8 protein-coding genes are annotated in these 22,871 nt (G+C 41.0%); 1 reads left to right on the top strand and 7 read right to left on the bottom strand.

Annotated features, from left to right (window positions below; all coding sequences use genetic code 11):
- Positions 1–4 precede the first annotated feature (4 nt).
- The 7 genes from BVC89_RS08835 to BVC89_RS08805 form a co-directional block, all read right to left on the bottom strand.
- Positions 5–4,396, bottom strand: a complete 4,392-nt coding sequence (locus BVC89_RS08835) for an RHS repeat-associated core domain-containing protein (RefSeq protein ID WP_158657855.1) — start codon at positions 4,394–4,396, stop codon at positions 5–7.
- 77 nt (positions 4,397–4,473) lie between these two features.
- A complete protein-coding gene (locus tag BVC89_RS08830; protein WP_086930841.1) occupies positions 4,474–4,956 on the bottom strand; it encodes a tetratricopeptide repeat protein in 483 nt (160 codons plus the stop codon).
- Between the two features lie 64 nt (positions 4,957–5,020).
- A complete protein-coding gene (locus tag BVC89_RS08825) occupies positions 5,021–6,118 on the bottom strand; it encodes a FlgD immunoglobulin-like domain containing protein (protein WP_158657854.1) in 1,098 nt (365 codons plus the stop codon).
- The gene (locus BVC89_RS08820; protein WP_086930839.1) at positions 6,118–7,017 is read right to left on the bottom strand and encodes a TolB family protein; all 900 of its coding nucleotides are present in this window, start codon (positions 7,015–7,017) and stop codon (positions 6,118–6,120) included. Before BVC89_RS08820 ends, BVC89_RS08825 begins: the two co-directional genes overlap by 1 nt.
- A 6-nt stretch (positions 7,018–7,023) precedes the next feature.
- Positions 7,024–20,337, bottom strand: a complete 13,314-nt coding sequence (locus BVC89_RS08815) for a right-handed parallel beta-helix repeat-containing protein (RefSeq protein ID WP_086930838.1) — start codon at positions 20,335–20,337, stop codon at positions 7,024–7,026.
- 121 nt (positions 20,338–20,458) lie between these two features.
- Complete coding sequence (locus tag BVC89_RS08810) at positions 20,459–21,172, bottom strand: hypothetical protein (protein WP_086930837.1); 714 nt, start codon at positions 21,170–21,172, stop codon at positions 20,459–20,461.
- On the bottom strand, positions 21,156–22,157 hold the full coding sequence (locus BVC89_RS08805; RefSeq protein ID WP_158657853.1) for a chromate resistance protein ChrB domain-containing protein: 1,002 nt from the start codon (positions 22,155–22,157) through the stop codon (positions 21,156–21,158). Before BVC89_RS08805 ends, BVC89_RS08810 begins: the two co-directional genes overlap by 17 nt.
- Positions 22,158–22,445: 288 nt before the next feature.
- Here BVC89_RS08805 and BVC89_RS08795 point away from each other — a divergent pair, with 288 nt between their 5' ends.
- Positions 22,446–22,847, top strand: a complete 402-nt coding sequence (locus BVC89_RS08795) for a response regulator transcription factor (RefSeq protein ID WP_086930834.1) — start codon at positions 22,446–22,448, stop codon at positions 22,845–22,847.
- Positions 22,848–22,871 lie beyond the last annotated feature (24 nt).

Below are 22,871 nucleotides of genomic sequence, written 5' to 3'. Positions count from 1 at the left end.
GCACTTAAGGTAACGAAGGTCTTTGACATGAACCATGATTATTACAGCCCAATGTATTAGTTAATGTGAAATGAAGAGCATCTTGAACAAGACCACCTAGCGCACCCAATACACTAGCCTTCCCTAATGTAGACAAAAAGCGTTGACTACCACCGGCACCCAATACTCTAGCAAAAGCAGCTCCTGTAAAGCCGCCTATTAATCCACCAGCAGCATTGGGTGATACGCCATTTCCAGATGCAAAGCCAGCCCCGACCATACCACCGATAGCACCACCTAATATACCTGGCAAGCCAGCTCCAGAACCACCATATCTCTTTGGAGTAGCAGCACCCAAAGCCCCAGCAACAGTACCAGTTGCCACGCTTGAAGGCGCGCCTGAATTTATATATGCACCTACACCACCAGCAACCCCACCAACAACAAAACCTGCCCCTGCACCAAGTAGTCCTCCACTAAGCCCTGTAATCCCTCCACCTACTGCGCCAGATATCGTTGCAATAGCTACAGGCCCTAAGCAAAACAGCCCATAAGGGTCAGCATACCCCAGTGGATTATTGCGCGCATAAAGATAAGTATTCGGCCCATCTACTTGCCCCAGCGGATCACTCTGCAAATACCTCCCCAACCTCGGGTCATACGTCCTAAAGTAATTGTAATGGGTCCCGGTCTCTTGATCAAAGTATTGTCCGGGGAATCGGAAGTTCATGGTCACGTGTGTGCCATCGCCGTCGACGTCGTCATCGATGGAGGCTTCGCCGAAGGCGGTGGCGTATTGGCGCCAGACGACTTGGTTTTGATCGTTAAGCATCAGGCTTGGGGTGTCGAGGTGGTCGCTGATGATGGTGTAGACGCCGGTAGTGTCGACCATTTGTTGTGGGGTGGTGGCGTCGGGTAGGTAGTCGTAGCGGCGGGTTTGTTGCCATTGGTTATCGAGGTTTTGGTATTCGGCGATAAGTTGTGTGCCGTCCCATAAGTAATAGGTGGTGGTGCCATTAACGGTTTTTGAGAGGCGGCGGCCGTCGGAGGTGTAGCTGTAGCGCGCATCTAGATTAGCACTGGTGATGTGCACGGGGCGATCAAAGTGGTCGTAGACCCAGCTTTGGTTTTGTGCGGCATCGTTGGCCCAAGTGCGTGCGGTTAGATTGCCGGCATCGTCGTAGGTAAAACTTTGGGCGTTGTTATTTAGTGAGCTTAGTTGGTTGTTGCCGTTGTAGTGATTGGCGTCGGGGTTACCTACTTGTTCTCGGTTGCCTACGGCATCGTAAGCGAAGCTTTGTTGTGATGGCAAATTGCCAACCGCAGGATAGCTGGCGGAGGTCAGGCGGTTTAAGGCGTCGTATACGTAGGTGTAGTTGCCGTTATGGGCGGCGGTGTTGTGCTGGATGTTTTTAACATTGATATTGCTGTCGTAGGTATAGGTTTTTTGATCCACCAGGTTGTTGGCAATGCCTTGATCCACACGCAATTGTTCCAATAAGCCACGGGGATTGTAAGCCATGGTCAATTGGCTATTGGACGGGTAACTTAGGTTATCCATTTGGTTATTGGGGTTGTAACCCATGTGAAAGCTGCGCCCGGCAAGCGTGGCGTTATCGAGTCGGTTGTACTGGTCGTAGCCAAAGCTATGGACAATGTCAGGACGGCTGGCATCGATAAGGCGTTTTTCACTAATATTGCCAAAACGGTCGTAAGTCATAGACACCACTTTATCGTCGCCGGGAATATAGTGGGCGGTGGTGCTGGCTAAGCGATTTAGGGCATCAAAGCTATAGGATTCTAGGGCCGTTGGCGCCACGGCGGTATCGATATGTTCTGTCACATTGCCTTGTAAATCATAGCGCCAGTGTTGTTGACGCTCGGCTGCGGTGGCACTTGAACTGGCGAATAAATCCGCTTCCTCTAAGCCGCCCCAAGGATGGTAGCGGTATAAACTGCGCTGGCCGCGAAAGCCAATATGTTCTACCAAGCGATCGCGATCGTCATAACGATAGGATTCCTGCTGTAACATGGGATGTATAACACCGCTGGCACGCCCCAGGCGGTCGTAGGTGTATTGTGTGCGGTTGCCCAGTGGGTCTGTAATGGCGCTAATTTGATCGAGGGCATTATAGGCAATTTGTGTATGGCTGGCAGGATTTAAGCCTTGGTCATAAATGCCAATAATGCGATCGCGGGCATCATATTCGTAGCGCACAATACGCCCTAAACTGTCTTCATGGCTGGCAACACGACTGGCTTGGTCATAGCTGAGCTTTTGTACCAGCACTCCTGCTTCTGTCATGGTGCTAAGGCGGTTGAGGGCATCATACGTATATTGGCTAACCACGCCGGAGGTGGCCGTTGATTGCACAATTTCATTGCGCAGGCCGTAGGTATATTGTTGTAAAAGCAGGCGAGCGTTGTTATCGCCTTCTTGCTCAATGCGCTCAACACGATTTTTATTATCGTAGGCAAGATGTATACGGCGGCCGCTATGGGTCACATCTGTGGTTTCAATGCGGCCGTGTTCTATGCCTAGCAGTTTTTGGCTGTCGTAGCTTAAACGAGTAATTTCATTTAAAGGATTGGTGAGGCTTAATAGGCGATCGGCGCTATCGTAGGTTAATTGTGTTGTATGACCGCGCGCATCTCTAACACTGGCAATATTGCCCTGGGCATCGTAGGTATAGTGTGCTCTTTGGGTCGGGACTATTTGACCACTGCTATCGCGCCAATAGGTTTGTGTGGGATAGAGACTGTTTTGGTCATAAACATATTCGTAGGCTTCGCTGTTAGCAAAGACGACCTGTGTTAACTGATTGCGCGCATTATATTTAAGCTGCGTCACGATGGCATCATTATCGGTGCTGTAGCGACGAATTTCTTTAATGGTGCGCGGTATACCGCCGGTATAATTAAAAATATATTCTGTGCGAAATACTTGCGTGGGCGCAGCGCTGGACACCAAAGACTCACTGGCAATCCAACCATGGTCGTAAGTTAATTGGCGAGTAATAATTTCTCCATTTTTCAAAACGGTGGATTCACTTTGCAAACGCTGATCAATGTTATAGCTATAGTTACGTGCTTTTATTAACTGGCGACGCCCTTGGGTATCGGCCACAGAAAAGTATTCCACGCGGGTGATAAGGTTGCGGGAATCAAAAGTATTACGCATTAGCTCGCCTAAGGCATTTTCAATTTCGTGAGTGTAGCCGGCTTCGGTAAAACGAAACTTGGTGGTGGCAGTAACGGCTTCGCCTAGCTCGTCAAAACCAATTCTGTCGATTAAATGTGTTTCAAGGTAGTCCACCACATAGGAAAATTCTGTGTAGGAATCGCCATGGGTTTGGCTGATCACGCGGTCATCGCTGTCATAAACATTAATATAAGGCTCTGTTCCCTCGCCTTCTTGGAAGGAGGTAATATTATGAGGATCGAGGGGATCATTATAGGCATATGTGTGCACAAGGTTTTCTAAGCCTCGGACGCGTACCAGATTACCCAGAGTTAAATCTTCCTCATTTTCGATGGCCACCACATCGTGTTCGTAATGGATTGTGCGGCCGTCGCTGGTGGTTAATTGAGTGACGCGACCTGTGGTGGGGCTATAGCTAAAGTTGACAAAATTACCCGTGAGGCTGCCATCCACCAAGCGTTCTTGAATTCTTTGCAATTGAAAAGTGCGGGCAATAACTGCGGGTTTATTCGGGTCAATAGCATAAGGTGATGTGCCCACCAGGGCTTGTTTGTCACTGCTATATAAATACTCTAGGCGATGACCATAAATATCTTCGGCGGCTGTTAATAGGCCTTCGCTGGAAAAATAATCCCGTGTGCCATCAATATATTGATAAATATAGCTGCCGTCGCTTTGTTCTTGCAGGCGCCCTCGCATGCCGATATTAGAAGCGGTATAAGCATCGCCAGTGTAGACAAATTTATCTCGTGCACCACAGCGAAAACGAATCACAATACTGTTATCAGGATATTCATACAAACGGCGGCTATGATCAAAGGCCCAACCATAGCCTAAGGGTGAATCGTAGGTGGCAATACTGTTGTAGCGTCGGGATATGGTAATAGGATAAACACCGTTTAATACAAGATCTGTGGTTTGATAAATTTCATAGCCTAAATTTACCGAGACCGGTTTTTTACATTGCGAGCAAGCGCTGGGGCCAGCACTAGCACCGCCACCGGCGCCACCATTACCACTGGCATTACACTGGGCCGGATTTTGCGGGCCATTGGGGTTGTTCGGGTTTTGTTGTGTCTGCCCTAAACCGTCGGCCAAAACCCATGTTGAGAGCAATAAATTAATGGTCATAAAAAGCCAGCTGACACCGAAGCGTCGGCCTATGGATTTTCCTATGATTTTATTGTCGACAGGTAGAGTGCTATTTGTCGGCATAACTACTTTCCTTTTCCTATTCCTTTTCAGGTTTTTAATTGCTACAGGGTTTTGCATATTCAGTTTTACAATTCGCTTTATTCAGACGTGAGTTTTTTGACTTGTGCGCGTAACTCTTCAGCGGCATCTTCTTGGCCTAAAGCCGATAAAACATGAGACTTTCCAAGATAGCCATAAGGCATGTCAGGGTGTTCTTGCATCAGCCGCTGAAAATAATCCATCGCACTCATATAATCTTTCTGATGCAGGTAGAAATCACCCGAAAGTTTAAGTGCTTGCCAGTTACTGGCATCTAACTCCAGGATATCTTGCGATAGAGAAAAAGCACGCTGATAACGCCCAGTAAGCAGCTCTAATTGTGCCAATTGGACATGGGCTTCGACACTGGAAGCCTCTTTTAATATGGCTTTTTGATAGTGGATTCTGGCCCGTTTAAAATTGCCTGCATTTTCAGACCTTTTACCTAGCTCGATCAAACGCTCTACGTTTTGAGCGGCAACATTTATTGTGCTGAAAAAAAACACGACACAAAAAACAATACTGCTTATTATTAACTTCATATTTAAATTCCTTAAATACTTCTTATCCGCTACCTAAGTAAATGGTCATCTAGGTAAATAGTTATCAAGGTAAATTATTGTCGACATACACTTTTATTGTGGCCATACCAAAGTTGCTTCTATCGCCTCTTAAATTTGCCGTAATATAATGTTCACCTTTATTTAAATGCCGGGTATCCCAACGGAAAGTTGTCGGGAAAAAGCCTACTTCATTTTCAAAAATAAAACGGCCATTCTCGTAAAATACTGGTTCAAAACGCTGGGACGCAAGCTTAGAAATAATGTCTCGATCAACATCCAAACGAATAGGCACGATACCTGATACCACGGGTAAATTATTATGGTGTTGGGAATATGTCTTAGCTAAGGCTAAAGACAGAGGAAAATCCCCTCGTTTATCCGCAGGCTGCTGCATAGGCCGATACATGGCCGTTTGCTTCACTGCCCTATCCCGACGAGATATTCCCCACGGAATCGAAGCAATAAATCCCTGTTCTTTCTTGCTGGAAACTACCATTACAGAATTATCTGCCAGAGCATAGCCATCTTTGGCGAGCAAAAGTTTGGGGTGTTGGCTAATATCTAATACACCGGATTGATCTAAACCGTTCCAGTCATCAATATGGGAGCCAGCCTGCTTTAATTCCCAATTGGCGATGGTATTAAGTAGGGGGCCGCCGTTATCAATACCCGCGCGCAAGACAATGCGTCCGTGTTCTTTAAGGGTGTAATGAAACTGCTTTTTTTCTTTATCCCAACGAAAATTAATAAAGTCTAAGGTTTTGTTATTGGTTAAATCTGTTAGATCGTGTTTAGTAATGTTGCCGGTGCCATCCTCGGCCTCGATAATAATGCGGTATTCTTCCGGCGGCACTGGCACACCTTGCATATCGCTAGCGTCCCACTTGGCTTTCACAATTCCATTACTATTGTTGTTTACTTTAATTTCCTTAATAAGGATGTCTCGTGCATCGTATATTTTAATACGGGAACTAGAAGCACCCTCAACTTTATAGCTAACAACTAATGCATTGAACTTATCTAAATCAATAAGGTTCGTACTCAGCTTAAAACCAGTAATGGACGTGCCATGACTTTTGCCAATGCAGAAGCTCGCACAGAATAGGCAGAGATAGAATATTGTTTTTACGGCGCGAGACATTATCGGCTGACTCCATGAAACCATACCGGACGCATGGCACCATACTTACGTTGAGTAAGCTGGCGTACCTTTTTGGACTTAAGATCCATTAACCATAAATTACTTACCCCCTTGTCCATCCTGTCGTAGACAAGATAGCGTCCATCGGGTGACCAGGAAGGGCTGGATTCAGGTGTTAGATCTTCGGTAAGACGTTGCCGATGCTGTACATTTGCATCCGCTTGCCATATATCATATTGTCCATGTAGGTTGCTGGTGAAGGCGAGCTTGCCTGTTGGAGATACGGCAATATCAAAATGATAAAGGGTATTTTGTGTTAATTGCTGGGCATTATCTGTCTTGGTATCCACAGACCAAATATCATGGGTGTCCCCACCGCTGCCCGATAAGAAATAAATTTTATTCTTCCCCCAAACCGGTTGGTGTTGTAGCTCAGGTAAATTGGTTAGCTTTTTAAGTTTTTTATTCGTTAAATGATATAACCAGATATTATTGTCATTTTTACTTTCAGAAGTACTCAAGGAAAATGCAATATGCTGGTTGTCTGGTGACAAGTGAGCATCACTAAAGCCTTGTAGAGGCGTCTTTATAGCTTGTTCTCGCGTGGTGCGCACATCTAACCATACTAGCTCTCCTTGTTGGCCATTCACTAATAATTTTTTCCCCTTAGAATGCCAACTAATACGATTTTTATCATAGGCGCTATGGGATATTTGTTTAGTTTTTCCATTAGAGGTATTCAGCAACCACACTTGCCAGTACGCATTCTCTCCGGGTGATAGAAAGGCAACGTCGTAAGCTACGCTCTCAACGCCAAGCAACAACAGTAGTAATAAGAAAGCTTTCCTCAATATATGAGGAAAGGTTCTTAGCGGCTTTTTATTAGTTATCAAAAACATATTCGCTTACTGATAAAGTTGTAAAACACCATAAAGGCTACTTGAATTGTTAGTGTCATTGGAGACCGCTTCAATCCAAAAACTATATACGCCCTCTTCACTCACCAAAATACGGTTTTTGTCTCCATCATCAAAACCTTTCCATTCAACATTATGGTCTATCACCTGACCCTCTGCATCGAATGCTTGTTGATTTTGGTTTGCAAACACAGTAATTGCCTTAGGATGATTTGGATTAGTGACACCTGGAGGCAACAGCTTAAAGGTAACTGAAGAATCATGATCTAAGGTGTATACCATATTGGTAAATTGATCGTAACTGTGCACCACAATATATGGATTAGATTTAACCTCAATACTCGGTGCTGAGGCACTGCCGCGAATAATAGGCTTACTGCCGGTAACAATAATCGAATTAACAGGCAGACTAATAGCATCTCTCAATAAGGTAGTTAAGCCGCCATATAGAATCTCACCATGATTATCTCGGCCATCCCAATGAATAATATGACGCCCGGCAGGATAGGCAACACTATTGATCACTTCATGGCTGTGGCCTTTCATATCTCTCACATTTAGCCCTATACGAGCATTAGCTGTAATCTCAATTTCATACTGGGCAAAAGTATTGGTTAATGAATTGATATTAGTGGTATTAAGCGCCCTCGGGTAAATAACCCGAGGGGTATATTTAGGAGCGTACTTCACTGTTTCAAATTCATTGGTAGCAGTGAGGGTATAGATATAGGCTTCATCCTCAACAAGAGCATTTAGCTGATCGCGGCCATTCCATGAAAAACTATAGCGCCCAGAATTTTCTATATTTCTCTCACTTGAATACACTAATAAGCCCGTATTCTCAGCATGTATATTTAGAGTCACCCTTGCAGGTGTATTAATATCGTAAGAAATATCCACTTGCTCATTTTTTCGAGCATTAACCTGTGGTGAAGATACGCTCACATTACTAAGAGACAAAGCGTTTATTGTAAAGCTACTGATAGACTGCTGACTATTGCCTGCTAAATCTTGCACGTTGAGCAGCAACTGATAATTACCCGTAGGTGGTGCTACTACCTCGCCACTTACAGAGTGCAATGTCCATTGGTGCAATAAATTGTTAATTACCGTGCTATTACCACTTTTTAAAGGTACCCAGTCAGGAGAATTCATAGGACGATAACTGATAGAGTAGCTATTGATAAGTTCGTCTGTTGCAGTTCCCAATATTTGAATCAATGAATGAACTGTTTGATTATGTGGGCTTACAATTTGCGCCGTTGGCAGGGTACTATCGACAAATACCTCGTCGATATGGGTTAAACGATAAGCGCCCGAACTCTCCTGTAAATATAGCGCTAAGGTATATTTGCCATCGCTGACAACATTAGCGTTATCATCACGCCCATCCCAGCTGGTATTAAAACTGGCTGATGTACCAGAGAATAGTTTTATTTGCTCACCAGTAGGAGAAATAATACGTACCTGCCAATGACTATCTTGGTTTAAGGTTCCGTTTATGGCGCTAGTAGTGACTGCACTATTTCCAGCAGGGGAAAAATATCGATTGCTAACTTCTATATTACCATTTACCGCTACCGTGTTTGGTTGCGTGCGATTACTATTAATTCTTACAGTGTTATCAGAAGCATTGTGAACAATATTATTCTGAGTGCTATCAGATGGCCCCCACCAATTATTGGTAATATTGATTTGCCTAGTGAAGTCTTCACCATAACTATTTAAATAGATACCTGCCGTCAGGTTATCAACAATATCATTGCCATCAAAAGAAGGGAATGGCGTTTGCGCCTGATTATTGATAACGCCTTGCAAATAGACACCAAACCTATTGCCAGAAATTACATTATTATTAATGGTAATATCACCTGGGCCGGATAGTAGAATACCTCGATCCATTCCTCGGATAATATTACCTTCAATGGAAACATTGTCCACATGATGAAGCTTAATCGCAGTGCCTTCATAAGGCTCGTTAATAAATATGGCGTCACTTATGGAAACGCTATCACCATTGGATACATCAATACCCGCTGTTGAAAAATTGTAAAATGAGAAATGAGATATACTTACGCTGCCATCAGATAAATTGTTGGAATATATCGCCCTAGATGCATAGTTTATTGCCGTATGCTCACCATTTAGCCTTGCATTTTCACCAAGGCTAATCCCTTTCCAAGCACCTGGAATTGTATCTGGCCATGCAGAAGTTAGTGTGATTCTATTATTCTCAACACCATTTAATATAAGTTGGCCTTCAACTTTGATACCAGTATCATCAGGAAAACGCAAACGAACTCCTGGTTCTATGGTTAGTGTTATCCCTTCAGGAACAATAATTCCCCCCATAACAAATAAATCAGAGCCGGTGGTAATCACCGTATTTTGTGTCAACTTACCAGTAATAACCGAATCATTACCAGTTTCACTACTTTCTGGGCTTAACAAATACTGACTGTAGTCAATAAATGCGCCGTTACTTTGAGCGTGGTCATATATAGTGGTGGCAACTTCGGCAAGGGTGGTCGATCCCCACCAGTTTTGCTGAAGGTTTATGATGGTATCGTCCCAGATAGTACCTGGAATTGATAAGACATTATAAAAAGTATTATCAATAAACGTATTAAACCTAATGCTGGGTACTACTAATGCTTCCTCACCCAGTCTTTTCACTTGGTTTTTAAACCTAATCCCACTAGTGTTTTTATAAAATGTATTATTCTCAATAATATTGGATTGCGAGTTATATTCTATCGAGATGGCGTCGGTATTATTTGAAAAATACGTTTGACGCACAGAACCGCTCGCATCATTAAGTAGTAGTGCACTCTTAGCATCTCGAATGGTGAGATGGCTAATAGTGTAATGTGCACCCTCGTCAAGACTTATACCCTTCCATTCATCTAACTTAGGGGTAATAAATGAAGAAGCAAATACAGCATTATTTTGCTCCGATCCAGAAATATTAAGGTTACCAGATACACTAAAATCAAATGAGCCAACGAAATTAAATTTCACACCAGCTTCGATAGTCAAGCTAATACCCTCAGGGACTCTTAGGCTACCCAAGATATTGTATTGAGCATTAGCAGCTAGCACTGTATCTTCAGTAAACACCCCTAATAAATAAGGTTCGCTATGAGGTGTGCCAGTGGGTATTGTCCAAAAGCTACTATAATCCACAAAAGGTGTACGATGGGTGTTTATATCACTGCCATCGTATAAGGTCTTATTAATTTCTGTAATATCACGGGTACCCCACCAATTTTCCTTTGCATCGATAACAAGCCTGCCACTATCGGCTGGGTAGGTGGATACATGAATATTATAATATTGATTATCATTAATGTGGTTGTGAGTGATAACAGGGAGTTGCTGATCCGTGAACACACTTGTGTTGTCTCCCTTCAATTCGATGCCTTGCTGAAGATTATAAGCAATTGTATTATCGCGAATCACCGAAGCCATAGAATTCACTTCTTTGGCCTTATTAAACTTTATTCCTACTTTATTTTTTGTAATATTATTATGGCTAGCAATTGTTACAAGAGATTCACCACTGACCAACACACCTGTATTATTATTCTCAATGTCGCTATTGGAGATAGAGCCATTACTATCTTCAAACCATATACCAGAATTTGCATATTCCACTAAAGCATGATCAATATTTGCCGTACCACCGGGCAAAATATGGATGCCTTTCCAATCACCAAAGCTTGCATTATTTTGTAGGCTTGTAAACACGGCAGGATTATGCGTAGTTCCAGATACATTTAAAGAGCCTGCGATGGTAAGCTCAGCTTGACCTATCATCTGTACTAAGGCACCCGGCTGAATATTCAAGTTGACCCCTTCCTCTACTTTAACTTTCCCTAGCATTAGGTAATGCTCATCGGCCAATAAATCGGTATGACTATTTAAAATACCGACAATAGCAGGATCAGTATTAGGTGAACCATTAAGACTTGTTAAGTACTGGGCAAAATTAATATAGGGAGCATCATCATGATCAGAGCCATCATAGATTAAATCCGTTATTTCATAAGGATCATTCGTGCCCCACCAGGATTGGGTAAAATCAAGGGTATTACTCGCGTTAACCGCTCCTTTATAGTCACGTAAGTAAACATGATAATCCCCATTATCAAAGTATTTATTGTTAAGTGTAGTCAAATTAGGTTCAAGACTAATTTCAATAGCTGTACATCCTTGATAATTCTTATTGCCATCCAATACGATGCCATTGGTCTTGTTATTGGCAATAATTGAATTTGTGATCTGTGAATGCACACCATCCACAAGGCCACTGGTTCCGGCAATGGCGCCTCCTGTTGATTCTGGTCGGCACTGATAAAACCCGTAACCGACAATGCCTATATCGTTATAGTTAAATATCGAAGAATCAATCTGTGAACGGTTATGCCCCAATAATTTTAAACCGTTTTTATTATTGCTAAAGCGGCTATTACTGATATTCGCTTGATCTCTGGTAGTATCGAGAACAAGACCTGTTGTCGCAAATTCGACAGCAACATGATTGAAAGTATGGCTTCCACCTTTTACTACAATACCTTGCCAGTCCTCAGCCAACTGATCATTTGTCTTTGCCGAGGTAAATACGATGGGTGAAGTAGATGTTCCATTAAAAGTAAGGTTACTACCAGTTGAAAAAATATCCGCATTTTTTACTGCTCTAATTTTGACATTAGCGGGTATCGTCAAATGGGTATCACTGGTTAACCTAAGATCTGAAAGCAACCAGTATTCTATTCCTTCTTGTAGTACCGTGTTGCCATCAAGGTCTTTAAATAAAACATTTTCAGGCATCGCAGGTTCTTGATTCAAGTGTGTAAAATCACGATAGTCAACCAGAGAAGTGACCGGCTCATAATCACTACCAAAAATAATGCCATTCAGACCATATATATCAGCTTCATCTGTTTTATCAGAAATTGAGTTTGCAATGGCATAGATATCTGTTGTCCCCCAATAATTAGCGGTAAAGTCGAAGACGCCATATTCATGACTTCCTTTGGTGACAAAAACATTAAATTCTTTGTTATCAAAAATTTGTGAGTTCGAAACAAATGGAGGTGGCCCTTCAGGAGGCGGTGGCGGCGCAGAGGCAACAGCCCCTCGACTAGCACCGGAGCTGGAAGAACCGCCTGAAGAGGAAGTTTGAGCAACGCCAGTAGTAGGTATGTTAGTGCCTGTAAGCTCGCTGTAATACGCCTTATTATTTATTTCTATACCATATTTATGATTCGATACTATTCGGCTATCACGAATTTTTGGTCGGCTATGTGAACCTATAGAGAGGCCAATATCGTTGGTAGAGATAACACTGTTGTCCATTTCAACAGCGCTTTTACTGGTAAATGCAAGCCCCAAAGTATTACCAATAAAGCTACTTTGACTAATATTTCCTGTGGTTTCAGAGCCTAATAATGCACCGACTTTCGCATTAGAAATACGGGTATACTGCCAATTTATCTCGGCATTATCTCTAATGATAATGCCTTTCCAAGCATCATCCGATACGGCTGCATGTGTACTTGAAAAAGTAACCAAGTTATCGGCATTGCCGGTAATGTTCAATTGGGAATTTTTGTTTAGCTCAATACTGAAAGGCCCAGCAATGTCAAATGAAACACCTTGAGGGATATGGGTATTTGTCGCATCTTTTAATAGCAGCCTACCGCCAACAATATAATGAGTGTTAGCTGCAAACTGGAAGTTGTTTTCCAGAGGGCCTAGCAGTACGAGTTGATCAAAGTATTCACCAGCTTCGGATAATTGGAACTCATTGTAATCAATATAAAGGTTTATCGAGTAACTATCACTGGCATCCTTAATGGATTGGGTAATCGATAGAATATCATCCGTACCCCACCAATTTTGTCTAAAGTCGACAAGGTTTGGCTCAGAAGCGGCATTTGCTTTCACTTCAACATTAGTACTATTTGTATGTATCTGATTATTTCTAACAAAAGGCCTACCCGCCAATAACTCAAAACCTATATTAGTATTATTAATTATTTTTGACTGGCGAACTTCAATACTCTCATTGTTAGTATTTTCCATCCGAATAGCTATTTGATTTTGTTCAAATGTTGAGTGAGTAATGCTGCCACTAGAATTAAAAATATTTAAAGCAATAGCGGCATTATTGATCAATAAATAAGAGAAATTAATATCGCCATTTTCAACAAATATTCCATCCCAAAGGTTATTGGTAGAGTTAGCCCCCAACCCCTTAAACACAGCAGGAGCTTCTTGGGTTCCTTCAATTGCGAGCTGGCCATTAACCTTTATAGCTGTACCTTCGGCAAAATTAACGGTTGTACCAGCAGGTATTGTAAGGGAGGCACCTTCAACAACATTCAGATTCGAGACAACACTGTAGGTTTCCCCAGGGATAAGAGTTGTAGCATTGGTAATATCACCCGCAATCATGGTGCCTGTTACTGGCGGCCCATCTATAGAGGATAAGAAATTAGAAAAATTAGCCAAGGGCGCACTTGCTAAATCCCTGCGATCGTAGATCGTTGTTGAAATAATATCGATATCTCTACTGCCCCACCAGTTGTTTGCAGCATTAATAGTGATATTGTTATCCGAACTATAACCAAATGAGTAAAGGTTGTAGCCACCATTATTATAAATATTATTGTTATTAATAACGGGGCGAGGATCTACACTGTCGTTGGAAGAGCCTCGTAAGTGGATACCATAAATAGTATTTGCAAAAATATCGTTGCCTACTATTACACCTTCAACGGAGGATGTTTGAATCCCCAACGAAGACATATAAATTCCTGTAGAGTTTTGTTTTATCTCGCTATTTAGTAATTCAAGAGTGGCTAGGTTGTTGGTTTGAACACCGGTATTACTATGGGAAATAATGGAGTTCTGAATCAGTCCTTCAGAACCGTCCAGCTGTATAGCAATAAATGCTGATTCAATATGAGCGTAATTAATGTTAGCACTAGCAGAAGGTTTAATAATAATACCTTGCCACTTATCTTTGGCTGGAAAATCGCTGTGGTAAGAAATAATGGAAGGACTTTGTTGTTCGCCACCAATAAGTAGGCTGCCGCTTACTTCCAGACTGAAGTCCCCTAACATTTTTAACTGAGCACCAGCTTGCATGGACAACTCAATGTTTTCGGGTACTAAAATATCACTCAAGGCAAAATACGAAGTATTTTCTTGCAATAATGTATTTTGCTTTATTTTTCCTACAATTGTTGGCCCAAGTTCTTGGTAACTCCAGTCAATAAAGGGGGCAATTGGGCTATCTACATGATCTTCGATAGTCTCATTGATTAACGTAACATCACTTATACCCCAATTATTTTCTCGTACATCTAATACAACGTCTGCAGCATCGGCATATCTGGTTGCAGAAATATTATAAATTCCGTTATTCCGTATAATATTTCCATTGACCACAGGTAGTGGATCGAACTGTCGATTGCTCAAGCCGTTAATTCTTATGCCGATCGCATTATTTTGAGAAATGGTGTTATTTCTTATAATTGGGGTGAGCCGTAAGGGATAGGAATTTCTACCGTTAATCTCTATGCCATCATTATTTTCACTAATGACATTACCAGATTCAATGATAGGGGAATTACCACCTTCTATGCTTATGCCAACTTTGTTATAGCGAAAGGTGCTCTCAGAAATACGACCTTCACTGTTGACAAGATGTAAACCTTTTTGTGCATATTCAACGATGGCATTATGTATTGTCACTGCGGCGCCGGAAGTAATAATAATACCTTTCCAATTACCACTTGTAGGGTTGGCCTCACTACTAGTGAATGTTACCGGCGCTCCAGAAGTTCCCTGGGTATTCAGATGCCCCTCGACTCGAATGCTCGATCCGGCTTGCATATTCAATACAGCACCGGCACCAATTGTAAATGTTGCATTTGTCGATACAACAAGCTCTCCTGAGATATGATAGGGCGTGGTTAGATCAATAGACAAATCCGAGTCGATATTCCCCAACAAGATATTCGTATCACCAGGCTCACCAGACTGGCTAATTAAGGCTTGTCTAAAGTCTATAAATGGCGAACTACGATTATCATTGTAATCATAAAGCCCATTAGTAATGGCAGTGAGATCGGTTGACCCCCACCAGTTTTCACGGGCATTGATAAGAACAGCTTGTGACTGGCCATAGTTTAAAGCACTAATATTATAGTCGCCATTGTTAACTATCTGGTTACCTCTAATAATGGGTAAGGGGTCTTTTAGCTGTTGATTTATACCCTGTAATTTAATTCCGTCTCTGGTATTAGCGTGGATTTTATTGTGTTCAATAATGGCAATAGGGTTTGAAGCACTCGCATTATTGGCAATAATAGTGACACCATCAATGTTGTTTGTAATTTCATTGTTAGCGCCAATGGTAGGTTCTGAATTGCCGTTTAGGTAAATACCCGTGGTGTTATCTTTAATAATTGAATTGGAAATTACACCGCTGGCACCTATGAATTCAATACCTTTAAAAGCGTGCTGAACACTAGAAAAACTTAACTCTAGTGATCCTGTAGACCTTACTTGGATACCCTTCCAATCTTGTTTTGAAGGCAACGCACTATTACTGGAAAATTTTACTTGAGAATCGATTGAGCCTTGCGCTCTAAGAATACCGTCAACCACGATGGCATAATCACCTTCTACAAGAATATTAACACCCGCATTTAGGGTTAATACACTTCCCTGAGTTACTGTCATATCACTTCTAAGATAATAGTCTCCAGCATCTAGCACAGTATCGCTAGTCACCGCTGAGGATAAGACTTGAATATTATTATCTTGACTTGTACTCTGCGGGTCTTGCGCTAAATAGTTGGTGATATTAACGATGGGTGCATAACTTGGCTGATCCGAATTATCAAATATCTTATTGCCAATCTCCACGAGATCACTACTGCCCCACCAATTGTTGGTAGCATCTAATATAGTAGTGGTAGCATCAGTAAAGTAGTAAGCATAATAATTGTGGCGATTATTATCTAATATACTATTACCAGTCACTACTGGTCGAGGATCTAAACTAGCATTTCTACTACCATAGGCATAAATACCATAGCTTGTATTCTGTGTAATGATGTTGCTGTTGATAAGTGGCGACGGAGCGCTAGTGGCGTTATTAGCGCTTTTTATCTCAATGCCGGTTAAGTTATTCGCAATAATATTGTGATCAGTTATCATTGGCGAAGAATCACCAACAATAGAAATGCCTTTGGTATTATAGCGTATCTCTGAATTACTTATATTACCCGAAGCATTATCAAAGTAGACACCTTCTTTTGCATAAAAAATGGAGGCATGATCGATATTAACTCGCCCACCCTGTGTTATGTATATGCCTTCCCAGCTAGCTGTTGAAGGTAAATCATTAGCCGAAGTAAGTACAGTTTTACTGTTTTGTTGGCCTACAAGATTGAAGTTACCTTTCACTATAATTTCAGCGTCATTAATTGCTGAGATTTTTACACCTGACGCAACGCTTACATTTGCTCCGCTTTCAATAATTAAATCACTCAGAAGTAAATAGCTCTCGTTACTTAATACATGGTTGCCGGAGTAGGAACCTAAAAGAGACACTGCAGTATTGGGTGTCCCATTTTCAGCGTCTAAATACTGGCCAAAATCAACAAATGGTGCATAGGTAGAAGAATTAACATAGTCATATATTTTAGCGTAAAAGTCCTTAGGATTCGCTGCTCCCCACCAATTGTTGGTAGCGTTAACGATCGTTTTGTCGTTTTCGGCGAAGTAATACGCGTAGAGATTATATCTATTGTTGGAATGGATTCGATTGTTATTAATAATTGGCTTAGGATCTTTCGCAACATTGTTCACGCCTCGCAACTCAACACCATAGTAAGAGTTATTCACAATGGTATTGTTTAAAATTTGTGGCTTTGGCGAGTCAGAAGCACTGTTGTGTCCATATACTCTTATGCCATTGTTATTTTCTGAAATAACATTGCCTTCCCCGATAAAAGGGCTAGAGTTGCCATGTATATGAACACCATTAGTATTGTTTTTAATTTCCGAATTTGCCAAGCGGCCATTGCCGCTATAAAAATAGACACCATTCTTAGCATATTCAATTGTTGAGTAATTAATAGAGGCGTAACCACTGTCGATTACTTGAATTCCATCCCAACTGGATTTTTTTGGTGACGCTAATGCACTACTAAGTAAGACCTTGGCGGTCAGCAGGCCATTTACCTCTAGCTGACCTTTTACAACGATACTACTTTTGTCAACCCCTTTAATAATAGAGCCAGGCGCGATAGTAACATGAGCACTAGGCTCAATAATTAATTTATTTAGTAGTAAGTATGGAGTAGAGGAGTCTAAAGTTCTTGTATCACTTAAGGTTCCTAACAAACCGATAGACGGTTCTGCTTCGCCATTTTCTGATAGTAGAAAATTACTAAAGTCCACAAATGGCGAATAATTAAAAGATTCAGCGTAATCATAAATGCTATCTGTAATTCGCTTTAAATCTGAAGTTCCCCACCAGTTGTTTTTGACACTAATGATAACATTTTCGGGGTCTTCGAATGCATAAGAATAGATATTGTAACGCCCATTATTATAGATACCATTATTTGTAATAGTTGGCGCTGGGTCAACTTGAGTGTTGAATACACCAGCAACGTAGATGCCATAAATTGCATTATTTATGATGGTACTATTTTCAATAACAGGTGCTGTTTTACCACCCGAGTTATTTTTTCCACGAATGACAATACCGTGGGAAGTGTTATCCCGAATCATATTTCCAGCACCAATAGTAGGATTTGAATTACCCTCTATTGTGATGCCAATGGAGTTATGCCGGAACTCAGAGTTTCTTACATCGCCTGATGCATTTAAAAAATGTAGGCCTTTGCTGTACTCCAATAACACGTGCTCAAATACAATATTTGCACCCTCGCCAACATTGACACCGTCCCAGCTATTAGCCTTGGGATTTGAACTGGTACTGGTCAATCTAATAGGTGATGCAGAGCTTCCCTGTAATCTAAGCTCCCCTCTTATATCGAGTTTGGTTTTATCTACAAAGTTAAATGTTACACCTTCAGGTATTGTTAGCTGACTTCCTGTTTCAATAACAAGATCTGTCAGGACTTCATAACTTTGACCAGCCAATAAGCTCGTACTGGCAGTGATAGCTCCTGACAACTGTTGACGTGCAACAGGCCCACCCTCACTGCTAGTGAGGTAAGCGCTGAAATCCACAAATGGTGAATAATTTTTACTATCTTGGTAATGATATATTTTATCTTCGATAAAAGAAGGTTCAGCACTGCCCCACCAATTCTCCCGTGCATCTATTTTTATCCCATGGCTATTTGCGAAATAATACGCTCTTAAAGCGCGACCATTGGTAGTGCTGTTGTTTTCAATTATATTGCGGCGAATCACCGGGTTTGGGTCAAAAGCGCTATTATAGACACCACTGATGTTTATGCCGTAGGTAGTATTCGAGGTTATTATATTGCTTGAAATATAAGGTTCAGGCATACCTTCAGAGTTTGCCTGCCCTCGAATAGATATTCCTGTAATGTTTTGTGTTATATGATTGTGTTCAATACTGGGGCTAGAAGCTCCTTGTACCGCAATAGCTGTAGCACTACCGTTAAAGTAACTGTTTAACACTGAGCCTTGCGTGTTATTAAAGTAGATACCGTTAGTGGCATAAGAGATATTTGCATATTCGAGGTTAGCCACGCCATTGTTAATAACTTCTATCCCATTCCATGCGCCTTGAACTGTTCGTCCATCTAAAGGTTGGAATTTTACCGGGTTATTATTAACCCCCAGAACAGATAACTCACCTTCAATTTGTAATTTACGATTTCTATCGACAAATAATTCTGCACCTTCTTCTATGACAAGGCGTATGCCTTGCGGAACAATCAAGTTATTTTCAATGTTATAACGTTGATTCTTATAGAAGGTTGTATTTTTTGTAAGTGAACCTGAAACCTTATTAATAACATCTGGGTTTGAGAATTCCGTTGAGGAAGGGCTAGTGTTTTCAACCCTTCTCTCTAAAGAAACGAAAGCAATATCAGTTATATTACTTTCATAACTCGCCAATTGACTCCAGCTATCTGCCGTATCAGAAACAGAATAGGTAAATGTTGTTGCAGATCTTTCTATTCTTAACCAGGAATTAGAAGCATCTAATGGTGTAGAAGGTGTTATAACTTGTTGTATTCCAGACGAGCGGTCATAAAGAGTATAGTGACCATTATCTACAGTAAAAAATACAGCATCGCTCAAGCGATGATTATTTTGTCGAATAGCTAAAATCCAAGGAGCCTGCTGAGTATTATGTAAGTTAGCAATATTTACCGTAACAGAGCCTTGCTCATGTAGCTTTTGGTTTAGCGAGACGATGGCATAGCGCTCTTCTCTCTCTCCGCTATCATCTAATTCAGGGCAGCTGGAGTTGACTTCTGAATGAATGTATAAATTATTTATGGACGTTGTATCACTTAAAGAAGGGTTAGTATGTGAAATACCAAAAGACGTGAATTCGGGAAAACTGCTGGTATGGCTGTAAGATAAACCGATGTTCTGGCTATCTACAAGCAGAGTTATCCTATTGTTTATCAAACTTAGCTGCACATTCCTTGCAATATTTGGTAATGTTTGATCAGAAGGCACTTCTGATAAAAGCACCTCATTTCCGCTGCTATCCATTTCTACTAGCTGCCAAAAATGACCGTTAATAGATGAACGATGGCGAAAACCATAGGAAGATTGACCAGAATAAAGAAATAGCGTTGGACTGCTAGCCTCATTAGAGGAGCTACTTGATACAAGTATATCGGCTTCTAATGATAGAACAGGTCTATCTATTCTATACGAGGAAAGCACAAAAAACCTTGTATCTGTATTTATATGTAAAGCATTTTGTAAAATCTCTATATTGTGGGCAGCTTTACTTGAATAAAAGCCCAGATACTCTACTTCAGTACCATCTGGCTTATCGAAAGAATATCCTATCTTGTCATCTATCTGACAACCGCCACTCGAAGAAATAGACAATGTTCCACTACTACTATTGGCGGTCACATTTCCACGATAATCACCCAATATATTTAACTGCCAAGGATCTATGCTGTTAAGTATAGTTATTTCGGCATAACCAACACACGAAAAAATAGCTAGCATTAATAATGCAGCATATCTAAGACTAAAGTATTTTTTTTGATATGTAGCAATAAGTTTAAATTGCATAATGCTTCCTTTGTACTTCTATACCCTAACAATCAACCAATATTTGAAAAAAAATATGACCTACGCCTTTTAAATTAGCGCATCAAAAACCGAACAAAACTAGTAAAAGATAAGATTAAAATTATTTCCCCAGAGGAACCCCAAAACCATACCTTGTCAACATCACAAAATCCTTAACATAAAACAAAAAAGCCAATATAAAGGCAGAAAGATATGTAATATTTATATACAACATCAGCCCTGAAGAAAACTCAGTCCCTATTAGAAATGCATGAACCAAAACCAAGGATATAAAAAAATACCAAAGTTTATGTGCCCAGCTAAGAACTTTACTGGAGGAAATTCTTCTCATTACACCTGTGACAACAATCAAAATTAAAACCCAGAAAGCACAGGCGCCTAAGGCAATCGCTCTATGATAAAAATCACTATCAAATGATGGAAGGAATAAATGTAGAGGGATATTGCCGGTACGTAATCCAACCCCTAAAACGAACCCCCAAATGTGCAAGATCACAAAAAATGTTGTTGTCATCCCTAAAATATAATGATCCTTTTTCGAAAAATTAAAGAATCTTATAAAAAATGGACGGATTTTCTCCGTTCGAGAGATAAGGGCTATAATAATCTGTGTCCAAATCACCACACAAGCCAACATGCCAAAGAGCTTGGAGAAAAGATAAAAGTATTGCCCTGCTGGCGGATTCATTGCAAAAAGACTACTAAGGCCACCGACACTTTCATTCCAAGCAAGTATCGGGAGTATGAGTGTGACCAGCGCTAGAGACAAACGATGAATCCGAGTATTATTTTTTATCTTATCCAGGGCTTGCATCTTTTTTATCCCTGCAAAACTTTGAATTTTCTGCACATGCTTTTAATCGAGTAACAGCTTGTAGTTCGGATAAGCCACTGGGCTTAACAATGGGAAGTCCGGAATCAATCCAACCTTTAATACCAAAGGGATTTGCGATAGCAACATTGCTAAGGCCTTGGCGGGCTAAAGCTCTAGCAAGTTCGTACCCTCTAAAATCTTTCACACAATATGCTACGACCAAGTCTGCGTCCCTTAGAGATAAAGTCGTAGTTTTATTTACCTTGCGAATTTGTAAATTTACAGCTCCAGGAATATGCCCTTCTCTATATTCTTCGGCTTCTCTAGCATCAACAAATATGACATTTTTATTCTGCTTTATATTATTAAGGATATAATCTAAAGAATACTCAGAGACCGATTGGGTGACTAATTTTTTAGATGGTTGACTTTCGCATGGAAAATCAGGCACTAAACTATCGATACTTAGTTTTCTATTGTCGGCGATTTGTTTATAGATATTATTAAAAAAAGCAACGTAACACTCTTTAGCAATGCTATCCCTACCGCCACGAACTTGTAACTCACGAAACGCTGACTCGACAATATCGGAAAGTGGATCCCTATCATCATGCCAAAAATTAACTTCTATATCGTAGAGGATCTGCTGGATTCGCAGCAAGGTAGCATCACTGATTTTATGATGTTCTAATAACTGTGTGTACGTTGTTTGAGTCGAGTTTCTTTGAAATTTAGCTTGCGGGACATCAAATAATATTTGTTGGTTAAAAGGTGTGTTAAGTGGAAGTATTTGCACATTAGGGGATGGATGAACCTGGGACTCCAACAACCACACAGATGCCCATTTATCTGGTCCAAGACCGTACCATGTGGCATAAGTAACGGACGAAGAGTGTTTGTGACAAGATACTAAAAAAATAAATATGGAGCAGAAAAAGAAAAATCTCCCCACTTTTTTCAAAATGTTTACCGTTGAATTCTCCAAGTACAGCATTCCCTTTTTATAACTTACAGCTCACAACCTATAACTTACAACTTAGTCAACACAACAACCAAAATTGGTTCAAGGATCAAAATTAGATCGTTTAATAATTGATCGCTATCATAAATAAATTTTGGCGCGAAATAAACATTTTTTTTAATTATTTTGAGATATCTATATAAGGGCACCTTTACTAATTGGATTTCGTCCTCTGGCCTAGCGAGGGAGTTTATACACAAGGCAAAATTTTGAGGCATGCTGATGGCCTCTTGAAGAATTTTAACAGCGTGCATGGATCGCTCGCTAGGCCCCAAAGGGCGGGGCCTGGCGGGCTTTATTGCGACGTTGGATTGCTTGCAAAGGCAACCAAACTTACGCTTCGTAATTCAGCGAAAGCATCAACGAGCAGGCCTCGCCGTAAGAGAGATAGCCCTGCGTACGGGCTTATCGCGTAATACAGTCAAGAAACATTTAGCCAGTAACGTGGTAGAGCCTACTCACCCTAAACAGGAGCAAGCGAGCCAACTTGATGACTACAAACAAACATTAACAGACTGGCTATTTAGAGAAGCAAGCCGCTCAACGGTGTTTGGTGATACCAAAATGACAACGGCTTTATCAGGCCGGGTCAGTTTTAAATGCAATTCAACAAATGCTCACAATTTCCACTTTTGGAACCCTGCTAAAAAATGAAATTAGCGACACAAAAATAATCCT

The sequence above is a fragment of the Agarilytica rhodophyticola genome (genome assembly GCF_002157225.2).
Classification (GTDB): domain Bacteria; phylum Pseudomonadota; class Gammaproteobacteria; order Pseudomonadales; family Cellvibrionaceae; genus Agarilytica; species Agarilytica rhodophyticola.
The sequence above is the reverse complement of the archived record's forward strand: the minus strand, read 5'-3'. Positions and strand labels throughout refer to the sequence as shown.